The sequence below is a fragment of the Acidocella sp. KAb 2-4 genome (assembly GCF_020567705.1).
In the GTDB taxonomy this organism is placed as follows: domain Bacteria; phylum Pseudomonadota; class Alphaproteobacteria; order Acetobacterales; family Acetobacteraceae; genus Acidocella.
Map to the genome: position 1 here is coordinate 50,313 of NZ_JAJDJU010000004.1, position 18,586 is coordinate 68,898.

Genomic DNA, 18,586 nt, shown 5'->3' on the forward strand with positions numbered 1-18,586 from the left:
CGTCAAATCTCCGGCAGCGGAACGGGGTTGCGCTCCAGCTCCTCGTTGTAGCCGAAATAGCGGAAATCCTCCATCCGCATCGGGTAGAGGATGCCGTCCAGATGGTCGGCCTCGTGCTGCGCCACCCGCGCGGCGAAGCCGGTGAGCACGTCATCCACCGAGGCGCCATCGGGCAGAAGGCCAGTGAGGCGGATGCGCTTGTAGCGCGGCACCACGGCGCGCAGGCCGGGAATCGAAAGACACCCCTCCCAGCCCAACACCCGCTCATCCGAAAGCGGGGTGATGACCGGGTTGACGATGGCGCGCAGCGCCAGCGCCACCCCATTGTCTGACCGGCTGGCCGGGACCTGGAACAGAAACACCCGACGCGAGACGAATACCTGCGGCGCGGCGAGGCCGACTCCACCGCTATCGGCCAGGGTCTCGGCCATATCCGCCAGCAGGCGGGCAAATTCGGGGCTGGCGAGGTCATCGACCTCGGCGGCGCGGCGCAGCAGAACCGGGTGGCCCATGCGGGCGATCTTCAAAACCGACATAATTGCATGTTTGCCCCCGCAGAATTGATTTGGCGAGAGCGGAATCTGTGCTATAGGCGCCGCAGCTTTGCGGAACCGGCCAAACTCGGCCGCGTTTCGCTTTACCCTATTTTAACCCCTGTTCAGGAGTTGGCGACCCGGTGCAAGTTCTCGTTCGTGATAATAACGTCGATCAGGCGCTCAAGGCGCTCAAAAAGAAGCTCCAGCGCGAGGGCGTGTTCCGCGAGATGAAGCTCCGCCGCCATTACGAGAAGCCCTCCGAGCGCCGCGCGCGCGAGGCAGCCGAGGCTGTGCGCCGCGCCCGCAAGATGGAGCGCAAGCGCGTCGAGCGCGAAGGCTTCTAATAAGTTTACGAGAATTCGCCTTTGGGAGCCGCGGATGGGACGCCATCCGCGGCTTTTCCTGTTGGCGGCTATCCCTTGCGGATGACCAGCAGCCAAGTGCCATCCGCCTGCTCCAGCAGGTCGAGCGGGTCGTGCCCCTGGTCAGCGGCGGCGCGGGGCACGTTTTTCAGCGGATCCTCGCCCTTGAGCCGCACCAGCAGGACCTGCCCCTCCGCCAGCGTATCCAGCGCAAGGCGGGTCCGCACATAGGTCATGGGGCAGGTCTCAGCGGTGATGTCGATGGCTTTATCGTGCGGCGGCAAGGTGGAAGCGGACATGGCAAACTCTGGATTTAAGGCTGGACCCGAACATAAACTTGGGCCACAAGGCAGCAAGATGGATATAAGCATCGAACGCCTGTGCATAGAGAATGGGCTGAAGATGACAGGGCCGCGCCGGGTGATCGCGCGGGTGTTGTCTGAAGCGACCGACCACCCGGATGTGGATGAACTACACCGGCGGGCGAATCGCGTCGATCCCCGGATCTCGCTCGCCACCGTTTACCGTACCGTCCGCCTGCTCGAATCCAAGGGCATCCTGTCGCGCCGCGACCTCGGCAGCCGCCGCGCGCGCTATGAGCCGAGCGGCGACAAGCACCATTTCCATTTGGTTGACCGCGAAAACGGGACCGTGGTGGAATTCGCCGCCCCCCAGGCCGAGGCGATGCTGCGCGAAATCGCGGCGGCCCAGGGCTTCGAGGTGGACAACATAAAAATCGAGCTTTTCGGCCGGCGGTCGGCCGAATGAATCAGAGTCTCATGCCTGAGCTGCCGCGTTTCACCATCGGCAACGCCGCCCCCGGCTTTCCGGAGCTGCGCGCCGGCAATCTGGGCGTGCGCCTAGCCACCACCGCCGCCGAGCTGGATGCCGCGCAAAGCCTGCGTTACCGCGTGTTTTACGCCGAGATGGGCGCCAAAGCCGACCCCGCCACCCAGGCCAGCCAGCGCGACCATGACGAGTTCGACGCCATCGCCGACCACCTGCTGGTGGTGGACCATGACCTCGGCGAGGGCACGGAGAGCGTGGTCGGCACCTACCGGCTCATCCGCCAGGAAATGGCGGAGAAATTCGGGCGCTATTACTCAGAGAGCGAATACGACATCGGGCCGCTGAAGCGCTTCGCCGGGCGCAAGCTGGAGCTGGGCCGCAGCTGCACCGCCCCGGCCTATCGCTCGCGCGCGGTGCTGCAACTGCTTTGGCGCGGCATCGCCGCCTATGTCTTCCACCACGGCATCGACCTTATGTTCGGCTGCGCCAGCCTGCACGGCACCGACCCCGCCGCCCTGGCCGAGGAGCTGACCTATCTCGCCGCGCACCATATGGCGCCGGAGGCGATCCGCCCACGCGCCTTGCCCGGCCGCTATGTGGAAATGCGCCGCATGGACCCCGCCGCACTCAACCCGAAAGCAGCGCTGATGCGCCTGCCCCCGCTCGTCAAAGGTTATCTGCGCCTCGGCGGTTTCGTGGGTGACGGCGCGGTGATCGATGCCCAATTCAATACCACGGACATCGCGGTGGTGGTGCAGACCGACCTGGTGACGGAAAAATACTACCGGCACTATGAGCGGGAGGCTCGCTGAGGCATAAGCCGCGCCGTGATGACGCTGCGCCGCGGGAGAGTGTAAAAATGGCTGAAGATGATGTGACCATACCGGATTCGCTGCTGCCCTATGACGAGTGGACGCAGGACGCCCTGCGCCAGGTTGTGGTCAGCGCCCTCCGCCATGCGGCGCATGAGGGCCTGCCCGGCGGGCACCATTTCTACATCAGCTTCAAGACCGCCTATCCGGGCGTGGCGATCCCCGATCGGCTGCGCGCGCAATATCCCGATGAAATGACGATCGTGCTGCAGCACCAGTTCCACAGCCTCACCGTGGACGAAGCCGGCACAATCATGTCCGTCGGGCTGTCATTCTCGGGCATCCCCTCCACGCTCACCATCCCCATCGCCGCCATCACCAGCTTTGCCGACCCCGAAGTGCGCTTCGGCCTGCATTTCGAGGTGACGGTGCCCGAGCCGGTGAAGGTGGCCGATATCCCCGCCCCCGAGGGGGATGATGTCCCAGCCCGCCCCAATGACGGCCCCGCCGCCGTGGTGAGCCTGGACGCTTTTCGCAAACGGCAGAAAGACTAAAGACGATGAACGCAGACGCCCCGCGCCACCCCGGTTTCGCTTACAGCCCGATGTTCCCGCTGGGCGAAGACAAGACGGTGTATCGCAAGCTGGACATCTCCGGCGTCTCCACCATCGAGGTGGAAGGCAAGGCCGTGCTGAAGATCAGCCCCACGGCGCTGGAGGAGCTGGCCTTCGCCGCCTTTCATGATGTCGCGCATCTGCTGCGCCCGTCGCATCTGCAACAGCTCGCCAACATCCTGAAAGACCCGGAAGCGAGCGAGAACGACCAATATGTCGCGCGCGAGTTCCTCAACAACGCGGTGATCGCCGCCAAGGGCGTGCTGCCGATGTGCCAGGATACCGGCACCGCGCTGGTGTTCGGCAAGAAGGGCCAGCGCGTCTGGGTGGAGGGCGACGAGGAAGAGGCGTTCAGCTTCGGCGTGCAGCGCACCTATACCGAGACCAATCTGCGCTATTCGCAGATGGCACCGCTCAGCATGTTCGAGGAAAAGAACACCGGCAACAACCTGCCCGTGCAGTTCGACATCATGGCCGCGCCGGGCGAGCACCATGCCGATGAGTTCCACCTGCAATTCATCGCCAAGGGCGGCGGCTCGGCCAACAAGACTTATCTGTTCCAGGAAACCCGCGCGACGCTGACGCCGGAGAAGATCTATTCCTTCCTGGAAACCAAGATCAAAACCCTCGGCACCTCGGCCTGCCCGCCTTATCATCTGTGCATCGTCATTGGCGGCACCTCGGCGGAGCTGAACCTGAAGACGGTGAAGCTCGGCTCCACCCGCTATCTCGACGCCCTGCCGACCAGCGGCGACCTTACCGGCCATGCCTTCCGCGACCTCGAGATGGAGCAGAAGGTGCTGGAGATCACCCGCAAGATCGGCATCGGCGCGCAGTTCGGCGGCAAGTATTTCTGCCACGACGTGCGCGTCATCCGCCTGCCGCGCCACGGCGCCAGCCTGCCCATCGGGCTGGGCGTGTCCTGCTCGGCTGACCGCCAGGTGAAGGCCAAGATTACCAAGGACGGCGTGTTCCTCGAACAGCTGGAAACCAACCCGGCCAAGTACCTGCCCGAGATCACCGACGAGCATCTCAGCGGCGAGGTGGTGGCCATCGACCTCAACCAGCCGATGGATGCGATCCGCGCCAAGCTCTCTCAATACCCGATCAAGACCCGCGTGGCGCTGACCGGCACCATCGTGGTGGCGCGCGACATCGCCCACGCCAAGCTGCAGGAGCGGCTGGACCGCGGCGAGGGGCTCCCGCAATACATGAAGGACCATCCGGTGTATTACGCCGGCCCGGCGAAAACGCCCGAGGGCATGCCCACCGGCTCCTTCGGCCCCACCACCGCCGGGCGCATGGACAGCTACGTCGCCACCTTCCAGAAGGCCGGCGGCTCGCTGGTGATGCTGGCCAAGGGCAACCGCAGCAAGGCGGTGACCGAAGCCTGCAAGACCTATGGCGGCTTCTATCTCGGCTCCATCGGCGGCCCCGCCGCGGTGCTGGCGCAGAACAACATCAAGAAGGTCGAGGTGCTGGAATATCCGGAGCTCGGCATGGAAGCCGTGTGGAAGATCGAGGTGAAGGACTTCCCGGCCTTCATCGTGGTGGATGACAAGGGCAACGATTTCTTCGCCGATCTCGCATGAAGTTCACCATCGACCGCATCGACCATCTCGTGCTGGTGTGCCGTGACCTCACGGCCACCGCCGCTTGGTATCAGCGCGTGCTGGGCATGGAGCGCGAGGAATATGGCGGCAAGAACCGCACCGCCCTGCGCTTCGGCGCCTGCAAGCTCAACTTGCACGAGGTGGACGCCAAGGTGGTGCCGCATGCCGAGGCCGCTTCGCCCGGCGCGCTGGATCTATGCTTCGTGGTGGCCGTGCCGTCGGAGGATGTGGTGAACCATTTGCGTGCCTGCGAGGTGGAGATCGAGCGCGGCCCGGTCTCGCGCATCGGCGCGCTGGGCGACATCACCTCCGTCTATTGCCGCGACCCGGATGGCAATCTGATCGAGATCGCCACCTACGCCGATCTCTGAATGAAGCTCGCGGATTTCGATTACGATCTGCCCCCCGAGCGGATCGCGGTGGAACCGGCGCGCCCCCGCGATTCGGCGCGGCTGCTGCATGTCGGCGCCACGCTGATGGATTACCATGTGCGCGACCTGCCGGGCCTGCTGCGCCCGGGCGACCTGCTGGTGGTGAACGACACCAAGGTGATCCCGGCGCAGCTCACCGCCTTCCGGGGCGCCGCAAAAATCGGGGTCACGCTCGACCGCCGGCTGGATGACGGCTCATGGCGCGTGTTGCTGCGCAATGCGCGGCGCGTGCATGCGGGCGACACGCTCGCCATCGACCCGGAATTCTCCGCGCAGGTCGAAGACATATACGAAGGCGGCGCGGCGCGGCTGCGCTTTGCCGCCGATGATTTCTACGCCGCCCTCGCCCGCTGCGGCGCGCTGGCGCTGCCGCCCTATATCGCCCGCCCCAAGGGGATAACGGCGCGGGACGAGGCTGATTATCAGACCATGTTCGCCGCGCATGAGGGGGCGGTGGCCGCCCCCACGGCGGGGCTGCATTTCACCCCGGAGCTACTGGCGGCGCTCAAGGCGCGCGGCGTGGAAACAGCGCGGGTGACGCTGCATGTCGGCGCCGGAACCTTCCTGCCCGTGCGCGTGGAGGACGTGACCCAGCACCGCATGCATGCCGAGCGCGGCTTCGTCACCGCCGCCACCGCCGCCAAGATCAACGCCACGCGCAAGGCGGGCGGGCGGATTATCGCCGTCGGCACCACGGCGCTGCGGCTGATCGAGAGCGCGTCCGACAATTCCGGCCTTGTGCATCCATTTGACAGCGAGACGGATATCTTCATCATCCCCGGCTACCGCTTCAAGGTGGCGGATCTGCTGTTCACCAATTTCCATCTGCCGAAATCCACCCTGCTGATGCTGGTCTCGGCCTTCGCCGGCATGGCGCGCATCCGCGCCGCCTATGCGCACGCCATCGCCACCGGGTACCGGTTTTATTCCTACGGCGATGCCTGCCTGCTGGAGCGCGCATGAATTTTTCCTACGACCTGCTGGCCACAGACGGCGCCGCCCGCGCCGGCACGCTGCACACCGCGCATGGCGATGTGCCAACTCCAACCTTCATGGCGGTGGGCACCGCGGGCACGGTAAAGGCGATGACTGCCGATGCCGTGCGCGCCACCGGCGCCAAGATCGTGCTCGGCAACACCTACCACCTGATGCTGCGCCCCGGCCCGGAGCGCGTCGCCCGGCTCGGCGGCCTGCACAAGATGATGGACTGGCCCGGCCCGATCCTCACCGATTCGGGCGGGTTCCAGGTGATGTCGCTCGCCAAGCTGCGCAAGCTGGAGGAAAGCGGCGTCACCTTCCGCTCGCATATCGACGGCACGGCCTATCACCTCACCCCCGAGCGCTCGACCGAGATCCAGCATCTGCTGGACGCCACCATTACCATGCAGCTCGACGAGTGCACCAAATTCCCCGCCACGCATCACGAGGCGGCGGAGTCGATGCGTCTCTCCGCCCGCTGGGCCAAACGCTCGCGCGACGCCTTCTTCCGCCGCGAGGGCTACGGCCAGTTCGGCATCGTGCAGGGCAGCGTATATGAGGATCTGCGCCGCGAATCCGCTGACGCGCTGGCGGCTCTGGAATTCGAGGGCTACGCGATTGGCGGCCTGGCCGTGGGCGAAGGCCAGGCGATGATGTTCGAGGTGCTCGACTACACCGCCCCGATGCTGCCCGCGCATAAGCCGCGCTATCTGATGGGCGTGGGCACGCCGGATGATCTGCTCGGCGCCGTCGCGCGCGGGGTGGATATGTTCGACTGCGTGATGCCCACCCGCGCCGGGCGCACCGCGCGGGGCTTCACCTCGCGCGGCATCTTCAACCTGCGCAACGCCCGCTTTCAGGACGACACGCGACCGCTCGACCCCGATTGCGGCTGCCTGTGCTGCACGCGCCATACGCGGGCCTATCTGCATCATCTGTTCCGCTGCGAGGAAATGCTCGGGCCGATGCTGCTCACCACCCACAACCTCACCTATTACCAAAGCCTGATGCAGAGCGGGCGCGACGCCATTCTGGCGGGCGGCTACGCCGATTATTGCGCCGCCGTGCGCGAGGGCTGGGCCAGAGGGGAACCAAGCCATGAGTGACGACCGTTACGCCGGACTGCACCAGCTCGGCGCCCACACCCCCACCCCGCAAAGCCCCGAAGCGGCCGTGCTGGAGCGCGTGCCCGCCAAGACCGGCGGCAAAAACGCCGTGGTGCGCTTCGTCTGCCCGGAATTCACCTCGCTCTGCCCGCTCACCGGCCAGCCGGATTTCGCGCATATCGTCATCGACTACATCCCCGGCGACTGGCTGGTGGAGAGCAAGTCGCTGAAGCTGTTCTTTCACTCCTTCCGTAACCATGGCGGCTTCCACGAGGCCTGCACGCTGATGATCGCGGATCGGCTGGTGGAATTGCTAGCGCCGAAATGGCTGCGCATCGGCGCCTATTGGTATCCGCGCGGCGGCATTCCCATCGACGTGTTCTGGCAGACCGGCGCACCGCCCGAGGGCGCCTGGATCCCCGACCAGGGCGTGCCGCCTTACCGTGGCCGCGGCTGAGCTGAAGGCGCAAATCACGGCCAAGGCCGAAGCCCTGGGCTTCGACGCCATCGGGTTTTGCGCCGCCACCCTGCCGGCAGCGGCGCGAGAACGGCTGAACAGCTTCCTCGCCCGCGGCCATCACGGCGGCATGGGCTGGCTGGCGGACCGCGCCGAACAGCGCGCCCATCCGCAAGCCTTGTGGCCGGAGGCGGTGAGCGTGATCGCGCTTGGTACCTCCTACGCCCCAGCCGAGGACCCGCTCGCCAACCTCGCCAGGCCGGAGGTGGGGAACATCTCGGTCTATGCCCGCAACCGGGATTATCACGACATCATCAAGGGCCGCCTGAAGCATCTCGGGCAGTTCATCGTCTCGCGCGCCGGGGGCGGGGTGAAGGTGTTTGTGGACACCGCCCCGGTGATGGAGAAACCGCTCGCCCAGCAGGCCGGGCTCGGCTGGCAAGGCAAGCACACCAACCTCGTCTCGCGCCGCCACGGCTCCTGGCTGTTCCTGGGCGAGATCTACACCACCCTGGCCTTGGCGCCGGACGCCCCGCATGCTGATCGCTGCGGCTCCTGCGCCGCCTGCCAGACCATCTGCCCCACCGCCGCCTTCCCCGCCCCGTATCAGCTGGATGCGCGGCGCTGCGTCTCCTACCTGACCATCGAGCATGACGGGCCGATCCCCGAGGAGTTCCGCGCGGCGATCGGCAATCGCATCTATGGCTGCGATGACTGCCTGGCTGTCTGCCCCTGGAACAAATTCGCCCAGGCCGGGCGGGAACAGAAACTGGCGGCGCGGGAGGATCTCGCCGCCCCCCAGCTGACCGCGTTGGCGGCACTCGACGATGCCGGATTCCGCGCCCTGTTCGCCGGTTCGCCGGTCAAGCGCATCGGCCGCAACCGCTTCGCGCGCAATGTCGCCATCGCCATTGGCAACACCGCCAGCCCCGCCTTGCTGCAAGCCGCCCAGGCCCTGGCGCATGACGCCGACCCGGTGGTGGCCGAGGCCGGATCCTGGGCGCTGCGACGCTTGCTTCCCTTATCCGCGCAAACGGGTTAATGGCCTCCTCCATGAGCTGGCTTACCGAATATGTCCGCCCCAAGATCCGCACCCTGCTTGGCCGCAAGGAGGCGCCGGATAACCTCTGGCACCAATGCCCCTCCTGCCAGCAGATGATCTTCCACCGCGAGCTGGAAGCCGCGAAGAAAGTGTGCCCGCATTGCGGCCACCACATGCGCGCCACCGCGCAGGAGCGCCTGGCCTGGACCTTCGATGACGGGCATTACACCCGGATCGACCTGCCCAAGCCGGTGCTGGACCCGCTGAAATTCCGCGACCAGAAGCGCTATGCCGACCGCCTGAAGGAAGCCCGCGACAAGACCAAGCAGGATGATGCCCTGCTGGTGGCGCATGGCACCGTGGGCGGCCACAAGGCCGTGGTGGCGGCGATGTCGTTCGAGTTCATGGGCGGCTCCATGGGGGCTGGCGTGGGCGAAGGGCTGGTTGCCGCCGCCAAGCTCGCCGTGCTGCAAAACGCGCCGCTGATCGTTTACACCGCCTCGGGCGGCGCACGCATGCAAGAAGGCGCGATCAGCCTGATGCAGATGCCGCGCTCGACCATCGCCGCGCAAATGGTGAAAGAGGCCGGCCTGCCTTATATCGTGGTGCTCACCGACCCGACCACGGGCGGCGTCACCGCCAGCTTCGCCATGCTGGGGGATATCCAGATCGCCGAGCCGAACACGCTGATCGGCTTCGCCGGAGCGCGCGTAATCGAGCAAACCGTGCGCGAGAAACTCCCGCCTGGCTTCCAGCGCGCCGAATATCTGCACGAGCATGGCATCATCGACATGGTGGTGAAGCGCGGCGACCTGACCGCCACGCTGGCCCGGCTCATCGAGTTCACCACTGCCAATCAGCGCGCCCCGGCTTGACCAACGAGCTGGCGCGCGAGCCTGGCGCCTCGCCCGCACGGGTGCGGGTGAGCGCGGCTCTGGAGCGGCTGCACACGCTCTACCCCAAGCTGATCGACCTCAAGCTCGACCGGCTGCAACGCCTGCTCGGCGCGCTGGGCCACCCGGAGCGGCACTTGCCGCCGGTCATCCATGTCGCCGGCACCAATGGCAAGGGCTCGGTCTGTGCCTTTGCCCGCGCCGTGGCCGAGGCCGCCGGGCTGCGCGCGCATGTGTTCACCTCGCCGCATCTGGTGCGGTTCAACGAGCGCATCCGGCTGGCGGGCCAGCTCGTCACCGACGATCAACTGGCCGAGGCGCTGGACGCGATCGAGGCCGTGAACGGTCCCGCGCAGATCACGGTGTTCGAGGCGATCACGGCGGCCGCGTTCTGGCTGTTCGCGCGCGTCCCGGCGGATATCGCCATCATCGAGGTTGGGCTCGGCGGCAGGCTAGATGCGACCAATGTCGTCACCCCCGCCGCCTGCGCGATCACCTCCATCTCGCTCGACCATCAGGATTTCCTCGGCCCGACGCTGGAGGCGATCGCCGGGGAGAAGGCCGGGATCATCAAGCCCGGCATCCCGGTCGTCACCGGCTTCCACCCGCCCGAGGTGCTGGCGCGCATCACGGCCGTGGCGGCGGAGAATAACGCGCCGCTGCTGCGCCGGGGGCATGAATGGACCATCGAGCCCACCGCCTCGGGCGTGGTGTTCGACGGCATCGCCCTGCCCCCGCCTGCTCTGGCCGGGCTGCATCAGGTGGAGAATGCCGGCATCGCCCTGGCTGCCCTGCGCGCCGCGGGCTTCGCCATCCCGCCCGAGGCCATGGCGAAGGGGCTGCAAAGCGCCGAATGGCCGGCCCGGCTGCAACGCCTCACCGGCGCGCTGGCCAAGCGGCTGCCCGCGGGCTCTGAACTCTGGCTGGATGGCGCGCATAACCCTGGCGGCGCCGAGATCCTGGCCGCCCAGCTCACCGCCTGGGAGGGCCCGACCACGCTGATCCTGGGCATGAAGCAATCCAAGGATGTGGGCGAGGTGCTGCGCCTGCTGCTCCCGCACGCCGCCGCCATATTTGCCGTCGCCGAGCCAGAGCAGCATCTGGCGCTGCCGGTGGAGGCGATCATCGAGGCCTCTGGCGGCACGGCCAAACCCGGCCCCGATCTGCGCGGCGCGCTGGCGCAGATCACCGCGCCGACGCGGGTGTTGATTTGCGGCAGCTTGTATCTGGCGGGCGAGGCGCTAAAGCTGGACGCCGCCTGAGCCGGGTGTTTTATCTCCGAACTGTCGCAAACAAGCGGCCGGGCTGTTGTTATCCAGCCGCTTATTTGCTGAGGTTCTTGCATGCAACTGACACGTCGCGCCTTCGTCTCCACCACCGCCATCCTGGGTGCCGGGGCGGCGCTCTGCCCGCCCGCCGACGCGGCCGCAACCGCCCTGCCCTTCGTGCTGATCGGCGATTGGGGCCGCCACGGGCACGACCACCAGCACGACGTGGCCGCGCAGATGGGCCGCACCGCCGACGCCATCGGCAGCCAGTTCACCGTCTCGGTCGGGGATAATTTCTACGAGAACGGCGTCACCGGGCTGGACGACCCGCAATGGCAAAGCTCATTCGAGCAGATCTACACCGCGCCATCGCTGCAAACGCCGTGGAAGGTGATCCTGGGCAACCATGATTACCGCGGGAACGTGCAGGCGCAGCTCGATTACAGCCAGCGCAGCCCGCGCTGGCGGCTGCCCGCGCGCTATTACACCGAGGTGGTGGCACTGCCGGACGGTGCCAAGGCCGCCTTCTATTATCTGGACACGTCGCCCTTCATCCAGAAATATTACGGCTCCAACGTACAGGTGCAGGGGCAGGACAGCCAAGCCCAGCTCGACTGGCTGGATACGAAGCTCGCCGCCTCCACCGCCGAATGGAATATCGTGATCGGCCACCACCCGGTCTATACCGCGCTCGCCGATCAGGACGGCTACGACCACGACCAGCCGGACCTGATCGCTCGGCTGCACCCGATTCTGGTGAAGCATAACGTGCCGGTTTATATCTGCGGGCACGACCATACGCTGCAATCAGTGCAGATGGATGGCATCACCTATGTCGTCACCGGGGCGGGATCGCAGACATACCGCCCGGACGCGGCGATCCGCGGCGGCTTCGCCTCCGGCAGCCACGGCTTCATGGCCGCCAAGCTCTCCAGCCAGCGCTTTGATTACAGCCTGGTGGACATGCACGGCGCCGCGCTGTTCTCGCAATCCATCCTGCGCGGCTAAGGGCGGGGGGCGGTAAGCCCCCCTTTCCTTGTCAGTGTCCCGCGTTGCTCGCGGAGAAATCCGGCGCCAGACCAGAGGCCGCGAGCTGGCTGGCCAGCGCCGCCTTCAAGCGCGACAGCCCGGCCTCGGAGTTGCTCTCCGCCCGCGCCACCAGCACCGCCTGGGTGTTGGAGGCGCGCAGCAGCCACCAGCCATCCTCGGTGTTCACGCGCACGCCATCGGTGTCGGAGACTTTCTCCCCCGCCGCCTTCAGGCGCTCGGCCACTTCCGCCACAACAGCGAATTTGCGGTCCTCTGCGCAGTCGAAGCGCAGCTCCGGCGTGTTGACCACGGCGGGCAGCGAGGCGCGGAACGCCCCCAATGTCTCCGGCATGCGCGCGATCACGCCCAGGATACGCACGGCGGCATAGAGCGCGTCGTCGAACCCGTACCATTTGTCGTTATAGAAGATATGACCCGACATCTCGCCCGCGAGCGGCGAGCCCTGCTCGGCCATCTTGGACTTGATCAGCGAATGCCCGGTCTTCCACATCAGCGGCTGGCCGCCGGCCTTGGCGATCTCGTCGAACAGCACCTGGCTGGCCTTCACATCCGCGATGATGGTGGCGCCCGGATGGTCGCGCAGCACGTCGCGCGCCATCAGGATCAGGAACTGGTCGCCGAACAGGATATGCCCCTCATTATCCACGAGGCCGATGCGGTCGGCATCGCCGTCGAAGGCGACGCCGACATCCGCGCCGTCCTTCTTCACGGCGTCGATCAGCTGTTCCAGATTCTTCGGCACGGTCGGGTCCGGGTGATGCGCGGGGAAGGTGCCGTCCACCTTGCCGTTCAGCACCTTGTGCTGGCCGGGGAGCTGCGCCACCAGCTTGGCGAGCACATCGCCCGCCGCGCCATTGCCGTTATCCCACACCACTTTCAGCTTGCGCGCGCCGTCCCAATCCTTGAGCAGACGGGCGACATAGGCCTCCGCCACATCCTTCTGCGCCACGCTGCCCTGGGCCTGCTCCACCACCTGGCCGGCGGCGGCGCGGGCGCCAAGCCTCTGGATATCCTGGCCGAAGAACGGCTTGTTCTTCAGCATCATCTTGAAACCGTTATAATTGGGCGGGTTGTGGCTGCCGGTGACCATCACCGCGCCATCGGCCTTGGCGTCGAAGGAGGCGAAATACAGCATCGGCGTCGGCCCCTGGCCGACATCCGTCACCGCCATGCCGCTGGCCATCAGCCCCTTGATCAGCGCCGCCGCCAGCGTGGGCGAAGAAAGCCGCCCATCGCGCCCCACCACCACGGTGCGGCCACCGGCATCGGCGACGATCGAGCCGAAGACGCGGCCGATGGCGAAGGCATCAGCCTCGCCCAGGCTCTCGCCGACAATGCCGCGGATATCGTATTCGCGCAGGCTGCTCTTGGGGAATTGATGCGAAAAGCTCATGGATGACCTTAGGCGTTGACGTAGTTCTTGAGGAATTCGCGCACGGCGGGGCCGAGATCGGGGCGGGCCAGGGAGAAGGCGATCTGCGCCTCCAGGAACCCGACCTTGTCGCCGCAATCGAAACGCTTGCCCTCGAATTTCAGCCCGTGGAACGGCGCGTGGCCGATCATCTGAGCCATGGCGTCGGTGAGCTGCACCTCGTTGCCGGCACCGCGCTCCATGCGGCTGAGATAGGTGACGACCTCGGGCAGCAGCACATAGCGGCCGATGACGGAGAGGTTGGAGGGCGCCTTCTCGGGCGCCGGCTTCTCCACCAGCCCAGTCACTTCCACGCGGTCGCCATGGGTCTCGCCGACCTTCAGGATGCCATAGCGGTTGGTATGCTCGGGCGGCACCTCGGACACCGCGACGACATTGCCGCCGGTCTCGTTATACACCTTCACGAGTTGCGCGGTGCAGGGTGTCTGCGACAGCACGAGATCATCCGGCAGCAGGATGGCGAACGGATCGTCGCCAATGAAGGTGCGGGCGCACCAGATGGCATGGCCGAGGCCCAGCGGCACCTGCTGGCGCACGGTGGAGATCGAGCCGGGGGGCATCGCCTCGTCGCGCAGCAATTCCAGCGCCTCGCGCTTGCCGCGTTCGGCCAGCGTGGCTTCCAGCTCGAAGGCGATATCAAAATGGTCGATCAGCGCCGTCTTGCCGCGGCCGGTGACCATGCAGAACTGGTCGATGCCAGCGGCACGAGCTTCGTCCACCGCGTATTGGATCAGCGGCTTGTCGACGACCGGCAGCATCTCCTTGGGCATCGCCTTGGTGGCGGGTAGGAAGCGGGTGCCAAGACCCGCGACCGGGAGTACGGCCTTGCGCAATGGTTTAACCAAGAATTCCTCCTTGTGGGGCGCTTTTGCCTTTGAGTGCCATGACCGGCACAGGGCGGCAAGACAGCGAGCGCCCGGAAACGGGTTGCAACGTGGGAGCGGTTCAGGCCTGGACGGCCTGCGCCTGACCAGCCGGGATCTTCATCATCGCACCGGTCATCGGGATGAAGAAGCATCCCATATCGCGGCGGGAATGGATCTTCCCTGCGGCATCTTTGTGGTAGACATAAAAAACCTGCCCCTGCTTGAAAGGCTGGCCGATGGGGATGATCATCCGCCCGCCCGGCTTGAGCTGGGCGAACAAGGCCGGCGGCGCATATTGCGCGGCGCAGGTGACGATGATGACATCAAACCCGCCCTGCACCTCGGGCCAGCCGTAAAAACCGTCGCCCACCTTGTTGGTCACGTTGTCATAGCCGAGCGGGGCAAAGATCTTATGCACCGCCTCGCCCAGCGGCTGGATGATCTCGATGGAATAAGCGTGGCTGACGATGCGCGACAGCACCGAGGATTGGTAACCCGAACCAGTGCCGATCTCCAGCGAGACCTCGCCCGGCTTGGGGGCGATGATCTGGGTCATGTAAGCTTGGCCGAGATAATCCGACAGGGCCGAGCCGTACCCCAGCGCCCAGGGCTTGGGCGGATTGTCATAGGCGTCGCCGCAGGTGGTGCGGTGTTCCTCGTAATTGTAATGGTAATATTCGCGCGGCACGGCGTTGAAGGCGGCGAGCACCAGCGGGTCGGCTTTGCCCAGACGCTGCACGAGATAGCTCTCAATCAGCTGCATCGCCGCGGGCTTGCGCGCCTGGATGGCGTTGAACTGGTCGTCGTTGAGCGACACCGGGCGGCCCGAGGCGGCCATCGCGGCCTCAAAGGCGGCCTTGTCCCACGGCTTGCCATTTGGCGTGGCGGGTGTGGGCAGAGCTGGCGCGGCGGCCGCCACGGGCTTTGCCGGGGCCGGAGCCGCGGGGGCGATGGCGGGCGCGGCCGGAGTGGCGCTGTTATCGGCGAAGGCGGGCGCGGCGGCGCAAGCGGCCAGACCGGCGATCAATCCACGGCGGCCGAGCGTTTCAGAAATGGAGTCCAAGCAAACTGTCCTTCAAGCGCGGGGAAGCTGAGCGCGGCGATGGTGTACAGCAGAACACCGCCGCCCAGCACCGCGTGCAGGCCTACAGCCCGCAGCAGCAGATTGGCAAGAGGGGTGGCGACCACCGAGAAGGCGCCATTCAGCCCCCAGGCCCAGGGCAGGAAGAACTCCCCCCGCAACTGCCGCAGCCCGAGCGGAAAGGGCAGCCCCATGGCGAAGCCGAGCGGCGCGATCAGCGCCACGATCGCCGCCGCCCGCAGCCCGAAAGGCAGCCCCATGCCCGCCAGCGCCAGCGGGCCGGAGAGCCAGAGCATCGCCCCCGCCCACAGCGCCACCGCCAGCCAGGCGAGGCGCATCGCCCCCGCCGCCGCGCCGATTCGCCCCGAGACGAAACTGCCCAGGCCCGAGGCCACCAGCATCGCCCCCAGCACCAGCGAGAAACCCATCGCGCGGTCATCCAGCGCCAGCGAGGCGCGCTCGATGGCGAAGAGTTCCATAAACAGAAAGCCCAGCCCCAGCGCCGAGAAATACAGCGCCGGGCGCAGCACCGGATGGCCCAGCCGCTCGCGCCTCGGCGCGGCCAGGGGCACCAGCAGCACCAGCGCGGCGATGATCACCGCCTGCGCCAGCACGGCGAGGTTCACCAGCGCCCCGATCTCGGCTTGCGGCAGGATCTGCAGCCGGGCCAGCAGCAGCGGCAGATCGTTCAGGCGCAGGATCGCGTAAAAGGCCGGGCGGTTATCGGTCACGGGCCGCAAATCGAAGGCCTGGGCCGAGGGCGTGGCCTGCCCGGCGAGGATGCCCGGCGCTTCGTCGGCCAGCGAGTCGTCATCGCCCTGCGCCGCCATGGTGCCGGTCTGGAAGGAGACCGCAGGCAGGTCGTTATAGAGATTCGCGCGCGCCGCCACCGCATCGAAGCCCTGGTAATAGGAGATGTCGAAGGAGCGGTCGCCGCACCATTTGGCGGCGGCGGCGATATCGGCGGCGGAAAACGGGGCTGGGCTGACCAGCAGCCGGGCATTCCAGGCCGAGCGGTAGAGGATGACATGCGCCCCCGGATCGGCCACGCCACGCAGCCGCAGCGCCTCGCGCATCGTCGCCAGCAGGCGCAGCGCATAGGCCGGGAAATCCTGGATCGAGACCGGGACCGAGAGCACGCCCTGGGGTGAGAGCGCACCGAGGTCGGCGGCGAAGGCCTGGGCCGAGAACGCATAGACATTGGCCGGCGCCTCGTCGAGGAAATCAGCCGAGATGTCGATGACATCATAGCCCGCGCCGGAGACCGCGAAGACGCGCGGATTGTCATCAAAAATTCGCACGTCCGGCGCCAGCGCCAGGGGCGGCGACCCGGCCAGACCGTGGCGTAGCGCGTGATAAAGCACCGGGTCCGGCTCCAGCGCGGTGAGCGGCCCGGCGCCCAGCGCCAGCGTCTCGGTGACGCGCTCACCGCCCGAGGCGCCAATGAGCAGCGTGCGCGGATGCGGGCGCAGCGTGTAGGGCAGCGCATCCAGCGCGCCGGGGGCGTAGCCGGTCTGCGCCGGGCCGGGCATGGGCAGCGAGGCGATGCGCGCGCCGTCGCGATACAGCCCATAGCTGCGCGGCGGGCTGGGATAGCCCATCATGCCGGAATCATTGGAGATGTCGGTGTTCACCCGCTCGGTGAAATCATCGAGCAGCAGATACGCGCCGCGCGGGCTGTTGACGCTGGCCAGCACCCGCGCGCCGGGTGTGTGCAGCGGCGCGTAAACTGGTTTGTATTGGCTGATTTCCGCCTGCGGGCCGAGAGCCAGCAGCAGCTCCCCCGCCAGCAGCGCCGCCAGCGCCGCCGCGCCGGCGCGCTTGCGGTATTGCCCAGCCCCCAGCGCCGCCAGCGCCAGCAGCGGCAGCAGCCAGGGGATGAGCGCGAAGGGCGAGACCAGATACATCAGCCCGAGCACCAGCACTGAGCCCAGCCCGGCCCCGAACAGATCCGCCGCGTAAACCGCGCCGATGCGCCGCGCATTGGTGGCGAAGCAGAGCGAGATATACAGCCCGGTGAGGAAGAAAAACGGCAGCAGCGCCGCGTAATACAGCGCGATCAACCCGAGCTGCGGCGCGTAGGTGTCGGGGTTTTGCAGCGCCAGCGGGTTGAACGGGTTGATGATGGTGCCGCTATAGCCAAGCGCCGCGCTGAGCGTGAGCAGCGCCGGCAGCACGGCGAAAAGCGCCTGGGCATGACGGTGAAAAGCCCCATGCCCGAGCGCCAGCACCGCGCCCGAGAGCGCGAACCCAACCATCACGATGGAGATGACCCAGTAGCCGTAATCGGACCAGTTGGCGACGGCGAAGTAGCGGGTCAGCGCCGTCTCCACCCCGACCGCGGCGGCGGAAACCAGAAACAGCGGCCAGAAAAATCTCATAAGCGGGCTTTGTCATCCAGGAATTGTTGCAGCAGCGCGTCGAACCGGTTGGCGTCGTCGACGAACAGCGCATGGCCTGCTTTGGGGAAGATCGCAATAGAGGTGTTCGGCCGGTCGATGAGCAGGTTGTCCGCCTGCCCTTGCAGATGCGGGCGCACCGCATAGAGCAGCGGCACATCGGTGGAGAGGACCGCATCTTTCCAATAACTGCGCGGGACGGGGTAGCGCAGCAATTCCTCGGCCTGGGCCGGGGGCACGCGCAGGCAAATGCGGGCGAGCCGGTCGAGATAGGCGCAGCTCTGCGCCTTGTGGAACATGCCCGCGACGAAGGCCCGCATCCGCGCCTCCCGGCTGCGCGGCAATGGCGGCGAGGCCGGGCCGGGGCTGGGCGGCGGGTTCTCGCCCACCGAATTATCGATCAGCACCAGCCCGGCCAGCTTGTCGCTGCCGCCCTGGTGAATCCAGGCCAGCGTATCCAGCACGCCGAGCGACCAGCCGATCACCACCACCTTGCCCGGCAGGCGGTCCACCAACTCACCCAGATCCTCGCCGCGCCGCTCCTGGTTATAGCCGGTTTCCGTCACCTCGGAGCTGCCCTGGCCGCGCGGGTCGAACAGCACCACGCGGTAGGATTTGCTGAAGGCCTTGAGCTGGGGCGTGAAGATCCAGCCGGGCATGGTCCAGCCCGGCACGAACACCAGGAAGGGCGCGCCCGCCGGGCCGCTCTCGGTGTAGTGCAGGCGCGCGCCATCGGAGGCCGTGAAGTAATAATCCGCCGCCGAGGCCGGGGCGGCGATAAACAGCCAGCACAGCGCGAGAAGCCAGGACCGCATGAGCGCATTTGCGGCCTTGCGGCGCGGCCGTGTCAAATGAAT

Annotated in this window: 20 protein-coding genes; 13 read left to right on the plus strand and 7 right to left on the minus strand. The window is 66.8% G+C overall.

The window, feature by feature from the left end:
* Positions 1 to 2: 2 nt before the first annotated feature.
* Complete coding sequence (locus LI953_RS04415; protein WP_227074821.1) at positions 3 to 536, minus strand: peptide deformylase; 534 nt, start codon at positions 534 to 536, stop codon at positions 3 to 5.
* A gap of 140 nt (positions 537 to 676) precedes the next feature.
* Between LI953_RS04415 and rpsU the strand changes: the two genes are divergently transcribed.
* Positions 677 to 880, plus strand: a complete 204-nt coding sequence (gene rpsU / locus LI953_RS04420; RefSeq protein WP_048880420.1) for a 30S ribosomal protein S21 — start codon at positions 677 to 679, stop codon at positions 878 to 880.
* Between the two features lie 68 nt (positions 881 to 948).
* Here rpsU and LI953_RS04425 read toward each other — a convergent pair whose 3' ends face one another.
* Positions 949 to 1,197, minus strand: a complete 249-nt coding sequence (locus LI953_RS04425) for a sulfurtransferase TusA family protein (RefSeq protein WP_227074822.1) — start codon at positions 1,195 to 1,197, stop codon at positions 949 to 951.
* 58 nt (positions 1,198 to 1,255) lie between these two features.
* On the opposite strand from LI953_RS04425, the gene LI953_RS04430 reads away from it, so the two are divergent.
* From LI953_RS04430 to LI953_RS04485, 12 genes are all read left to right on the plus strand, one after another.
* Positions 1,256 to 1,666: a Fur family transcriptional regulator gene (locus tag LI953_RS04430; protein ID WP_227074823.1), complete on the plus strand. Its 411-nt coding sequence runs from the start codon at positions 1,256 to 1,258 to the stop codon at positions 1,664 to 1,666.
* A gap of 11 nt (positions 1,667 to 1,677) precedes the next feature.
* Positions 1,678 to 2,499 carry a GNAT family N-acetyltransferase gene (locus LI953_RS04435; protein WP_227074824.1) on the plus strand — a complete coding sequence of 274 codons (822 nt, stop codon included), beginning with the start codon at positions 1,678 to 1,680 and terminating at the stop codon, positions 2,497 to 2,499.
* Between the two features lie 47 nt (positions 2,500 to 2,546).
* On the plus strand, positions 2,547 to 3,053 hold the full coding sequence (locus tag LI953_RS04440; RefSeq protein ID WP_227074825.1) for an SspB family protein: 507 nt from the start codon (positions 2,547 to 2,549) through the stop codon (positions 3,051 to 3,053).
* A 5-nt stretch (positions 3,054 to 3,058) separates the two neighbouring features.
* Positions 3,059 to 4,705, plus strand: a complete 1,647-nt coding sequence (locus tag LI953_RS04445; protein WP_304505183.1) for a fumarate hydratase — start codon at positions 3,059 to 3,061, stop codon at positions 4,703 to 4,705.
* Entirely contained in the window at positions 4,702 to 5,097 is a 396-nt protein-coding gene (locus LI953_RS04450; protein ID WP_227074826.1) for a VOC family protein, read from the plus strand. Before LI953_RS04445 ends, LI953_RS04450 begins: the two co-directional genes overlap by 4 nt.
* Positions 5,098 to 6,120: a tRNA preQ1(34) S-adenosylmethionine ribosyltransferase-isomerase QueA gene (queA, locus tag LI953_RS04455; RefSeq protein ID WP_227074827.1), complete on the plus strand. Its 1,023-nt coding sequence runs from the start codon at positions 5,098 to 5,100 to the stop codon at positions 6,118 to 6,120.
* The gene (gene tgt / locus LI953_RS04460; RefSeq protein ID WP_227074828.1) at positions 6,117 to 7,241 is read left to right on the plus strand and encodes a tRNA guanosine(34) transglycosylase Tgt; all 1,125 of its coding nucleotides are present in this window, start codon (positions 6,117 to 6,119) and stop codon (positions 7,239 to 7,241) included. Before queA ends, tgt begins: the two co-directional genes overlap by 4 nt.
* Positions 7,234 to 7,698, plus strand: coding sequence for a preQ(1) synthase (gene queF / locus LI953_RS04465; protein ID WP_227074829.1), 465 nt, complete (start codon positions 7,234 to 7,236; stop codon positions 7,696 to 7,698). Before tgt ends, queF begins: the two co-directional genes overlap by 8 nt.
* On the plus strand, positions 7,685 to 8,740 hold the full coding sequence (gene queG / locus LI953_RS04470; protein ID WP_227074830.1) for a tRNA epoxyqueuosine(34) reductase QueG: 1,056 nt from the start codon (positions 7,685 to 7,687) through the stop codon (positions 8,738 to 8,740). Before queF ends, queG begins: the two co-directional genes overlap by 14 nt.
* 11 nt (positions 8,741 to 8,751) lie before the next feature.
* Positions 8,752 to 9,615 carry an acetyl-CoA carboxylase, carboxyltransferase subunit beta gene (accD, locus tag LI953_RS04475; RefSeq protein WP_227074831.1) on the plus strand — a complete coding sequence of 288 codons (864 nt, stop codon included), beginning with the start codon at positions 8,752 to 8,754 and terminating at the stop codon, positions 9,613 to 9,615.
* Positions 9,612 to 10,895 (plus strand): folylpolyglutamate synthase/dihydrofolate synthase family protein, encoded by a 1,284-nt coding sequence (locus LI953_RS04480; protein ID WP_227074832.1) that lies wholly within the window; start codon positions 9,612 to 9,614, stop codon positions 10,893 to 10,895. Before accD ends, LI953_RS04480 begins: the two co-directional genes overlap by 4 nt.
* An 81-nt stretch (positions 10,896 to 10,976) precedes the next feature.
* Positions 10,977 to 11,909, plus strand: a complete 933-nt coding sequence (locus LI953_RS04485) for a tartrate-resistant acid phosphatase type 5 family protein (protein WP_227074833.1) — start codon at positions 10,977 to 10,979, stop codon at positions 11,907 to 11,909.
* A 31-nt stretch (positions 11,910 to 11,940) separates the two neighbouring features.
* Here the strand turns inward: LI953_RS04485 and pgmG are convergent, their stop codons facing one another.
* From pgmG to LI953_RS04510, 5 genes are all read right to left on the minus strand, one after another.
* The gene (gene pgmG, locus LI953_RS04490) at positions 11,941 to 13,344 is read right to left on the minus strand and encodes a phosphoglucomutase/phosphomannomutase PgmG (protein WP_227074834.1); all 1,404 of its coding nucleotides are present in this window, start codon (positions 13,342 to 13,344) and stop codon (positions 11,941 to 11,943) included.
* 8 nt (positions 13,345 to 13,352) lie between these two features.
* Positions 13,353 to 14,228, minus strand: a complete 876-nt coding sequence (gene galU, locus LI953_RS04495; protein ID WP_227074835.1) for a UTP--glucose-1-phosphate uridylyltransferase GalU — start codon at positions 14,226 to 14,228, stop codon at positions 13,353 to 13,355.
* Positions 14,229 to 14,328: 100 nt separating this feature from the next.
* A complete protein-coding gene (locus LI953_RS04500) occupies positions 14,329 to 15,312 on the minus strand; it encodes a protein-L-isoaspartate O-methyltransferase (RefSeq protein ID WP_227074836.1) in 984 nt (327 codons plus the stop codon).
* Positions 15,273 to 17,711 (minus strand): hypothetical protein, encoded by a 2,439-nt coding sequence (locus LI953_RS04505; protein WP_227074837.1) that lies wholly within the window; start codon positions 17,709 to 17,711, stop codon positions 15,273 to 15,275. The genes LI953_RS04500 and LI953_RS04505 overlap by 40 nt, the downstream gene beginning before the upstream one ends.
* A complete protein-coding gene (locus tag LI953_RS04510) occupies positions 17,708 to 18,544 on the minus strand; it encodes an alpha/beta fold hydrolase (RefSeq protein ID WP_227074838.1) in 837 nt (278 codons plus the stop codon). The genes LI953_RS04505 and LI953_RS04510 overlap by 4 nt, the downstream gene beginning before the upstream one ends.
* Positions 18,545 to 18,586: the final 42 nt, after the last annotated feature.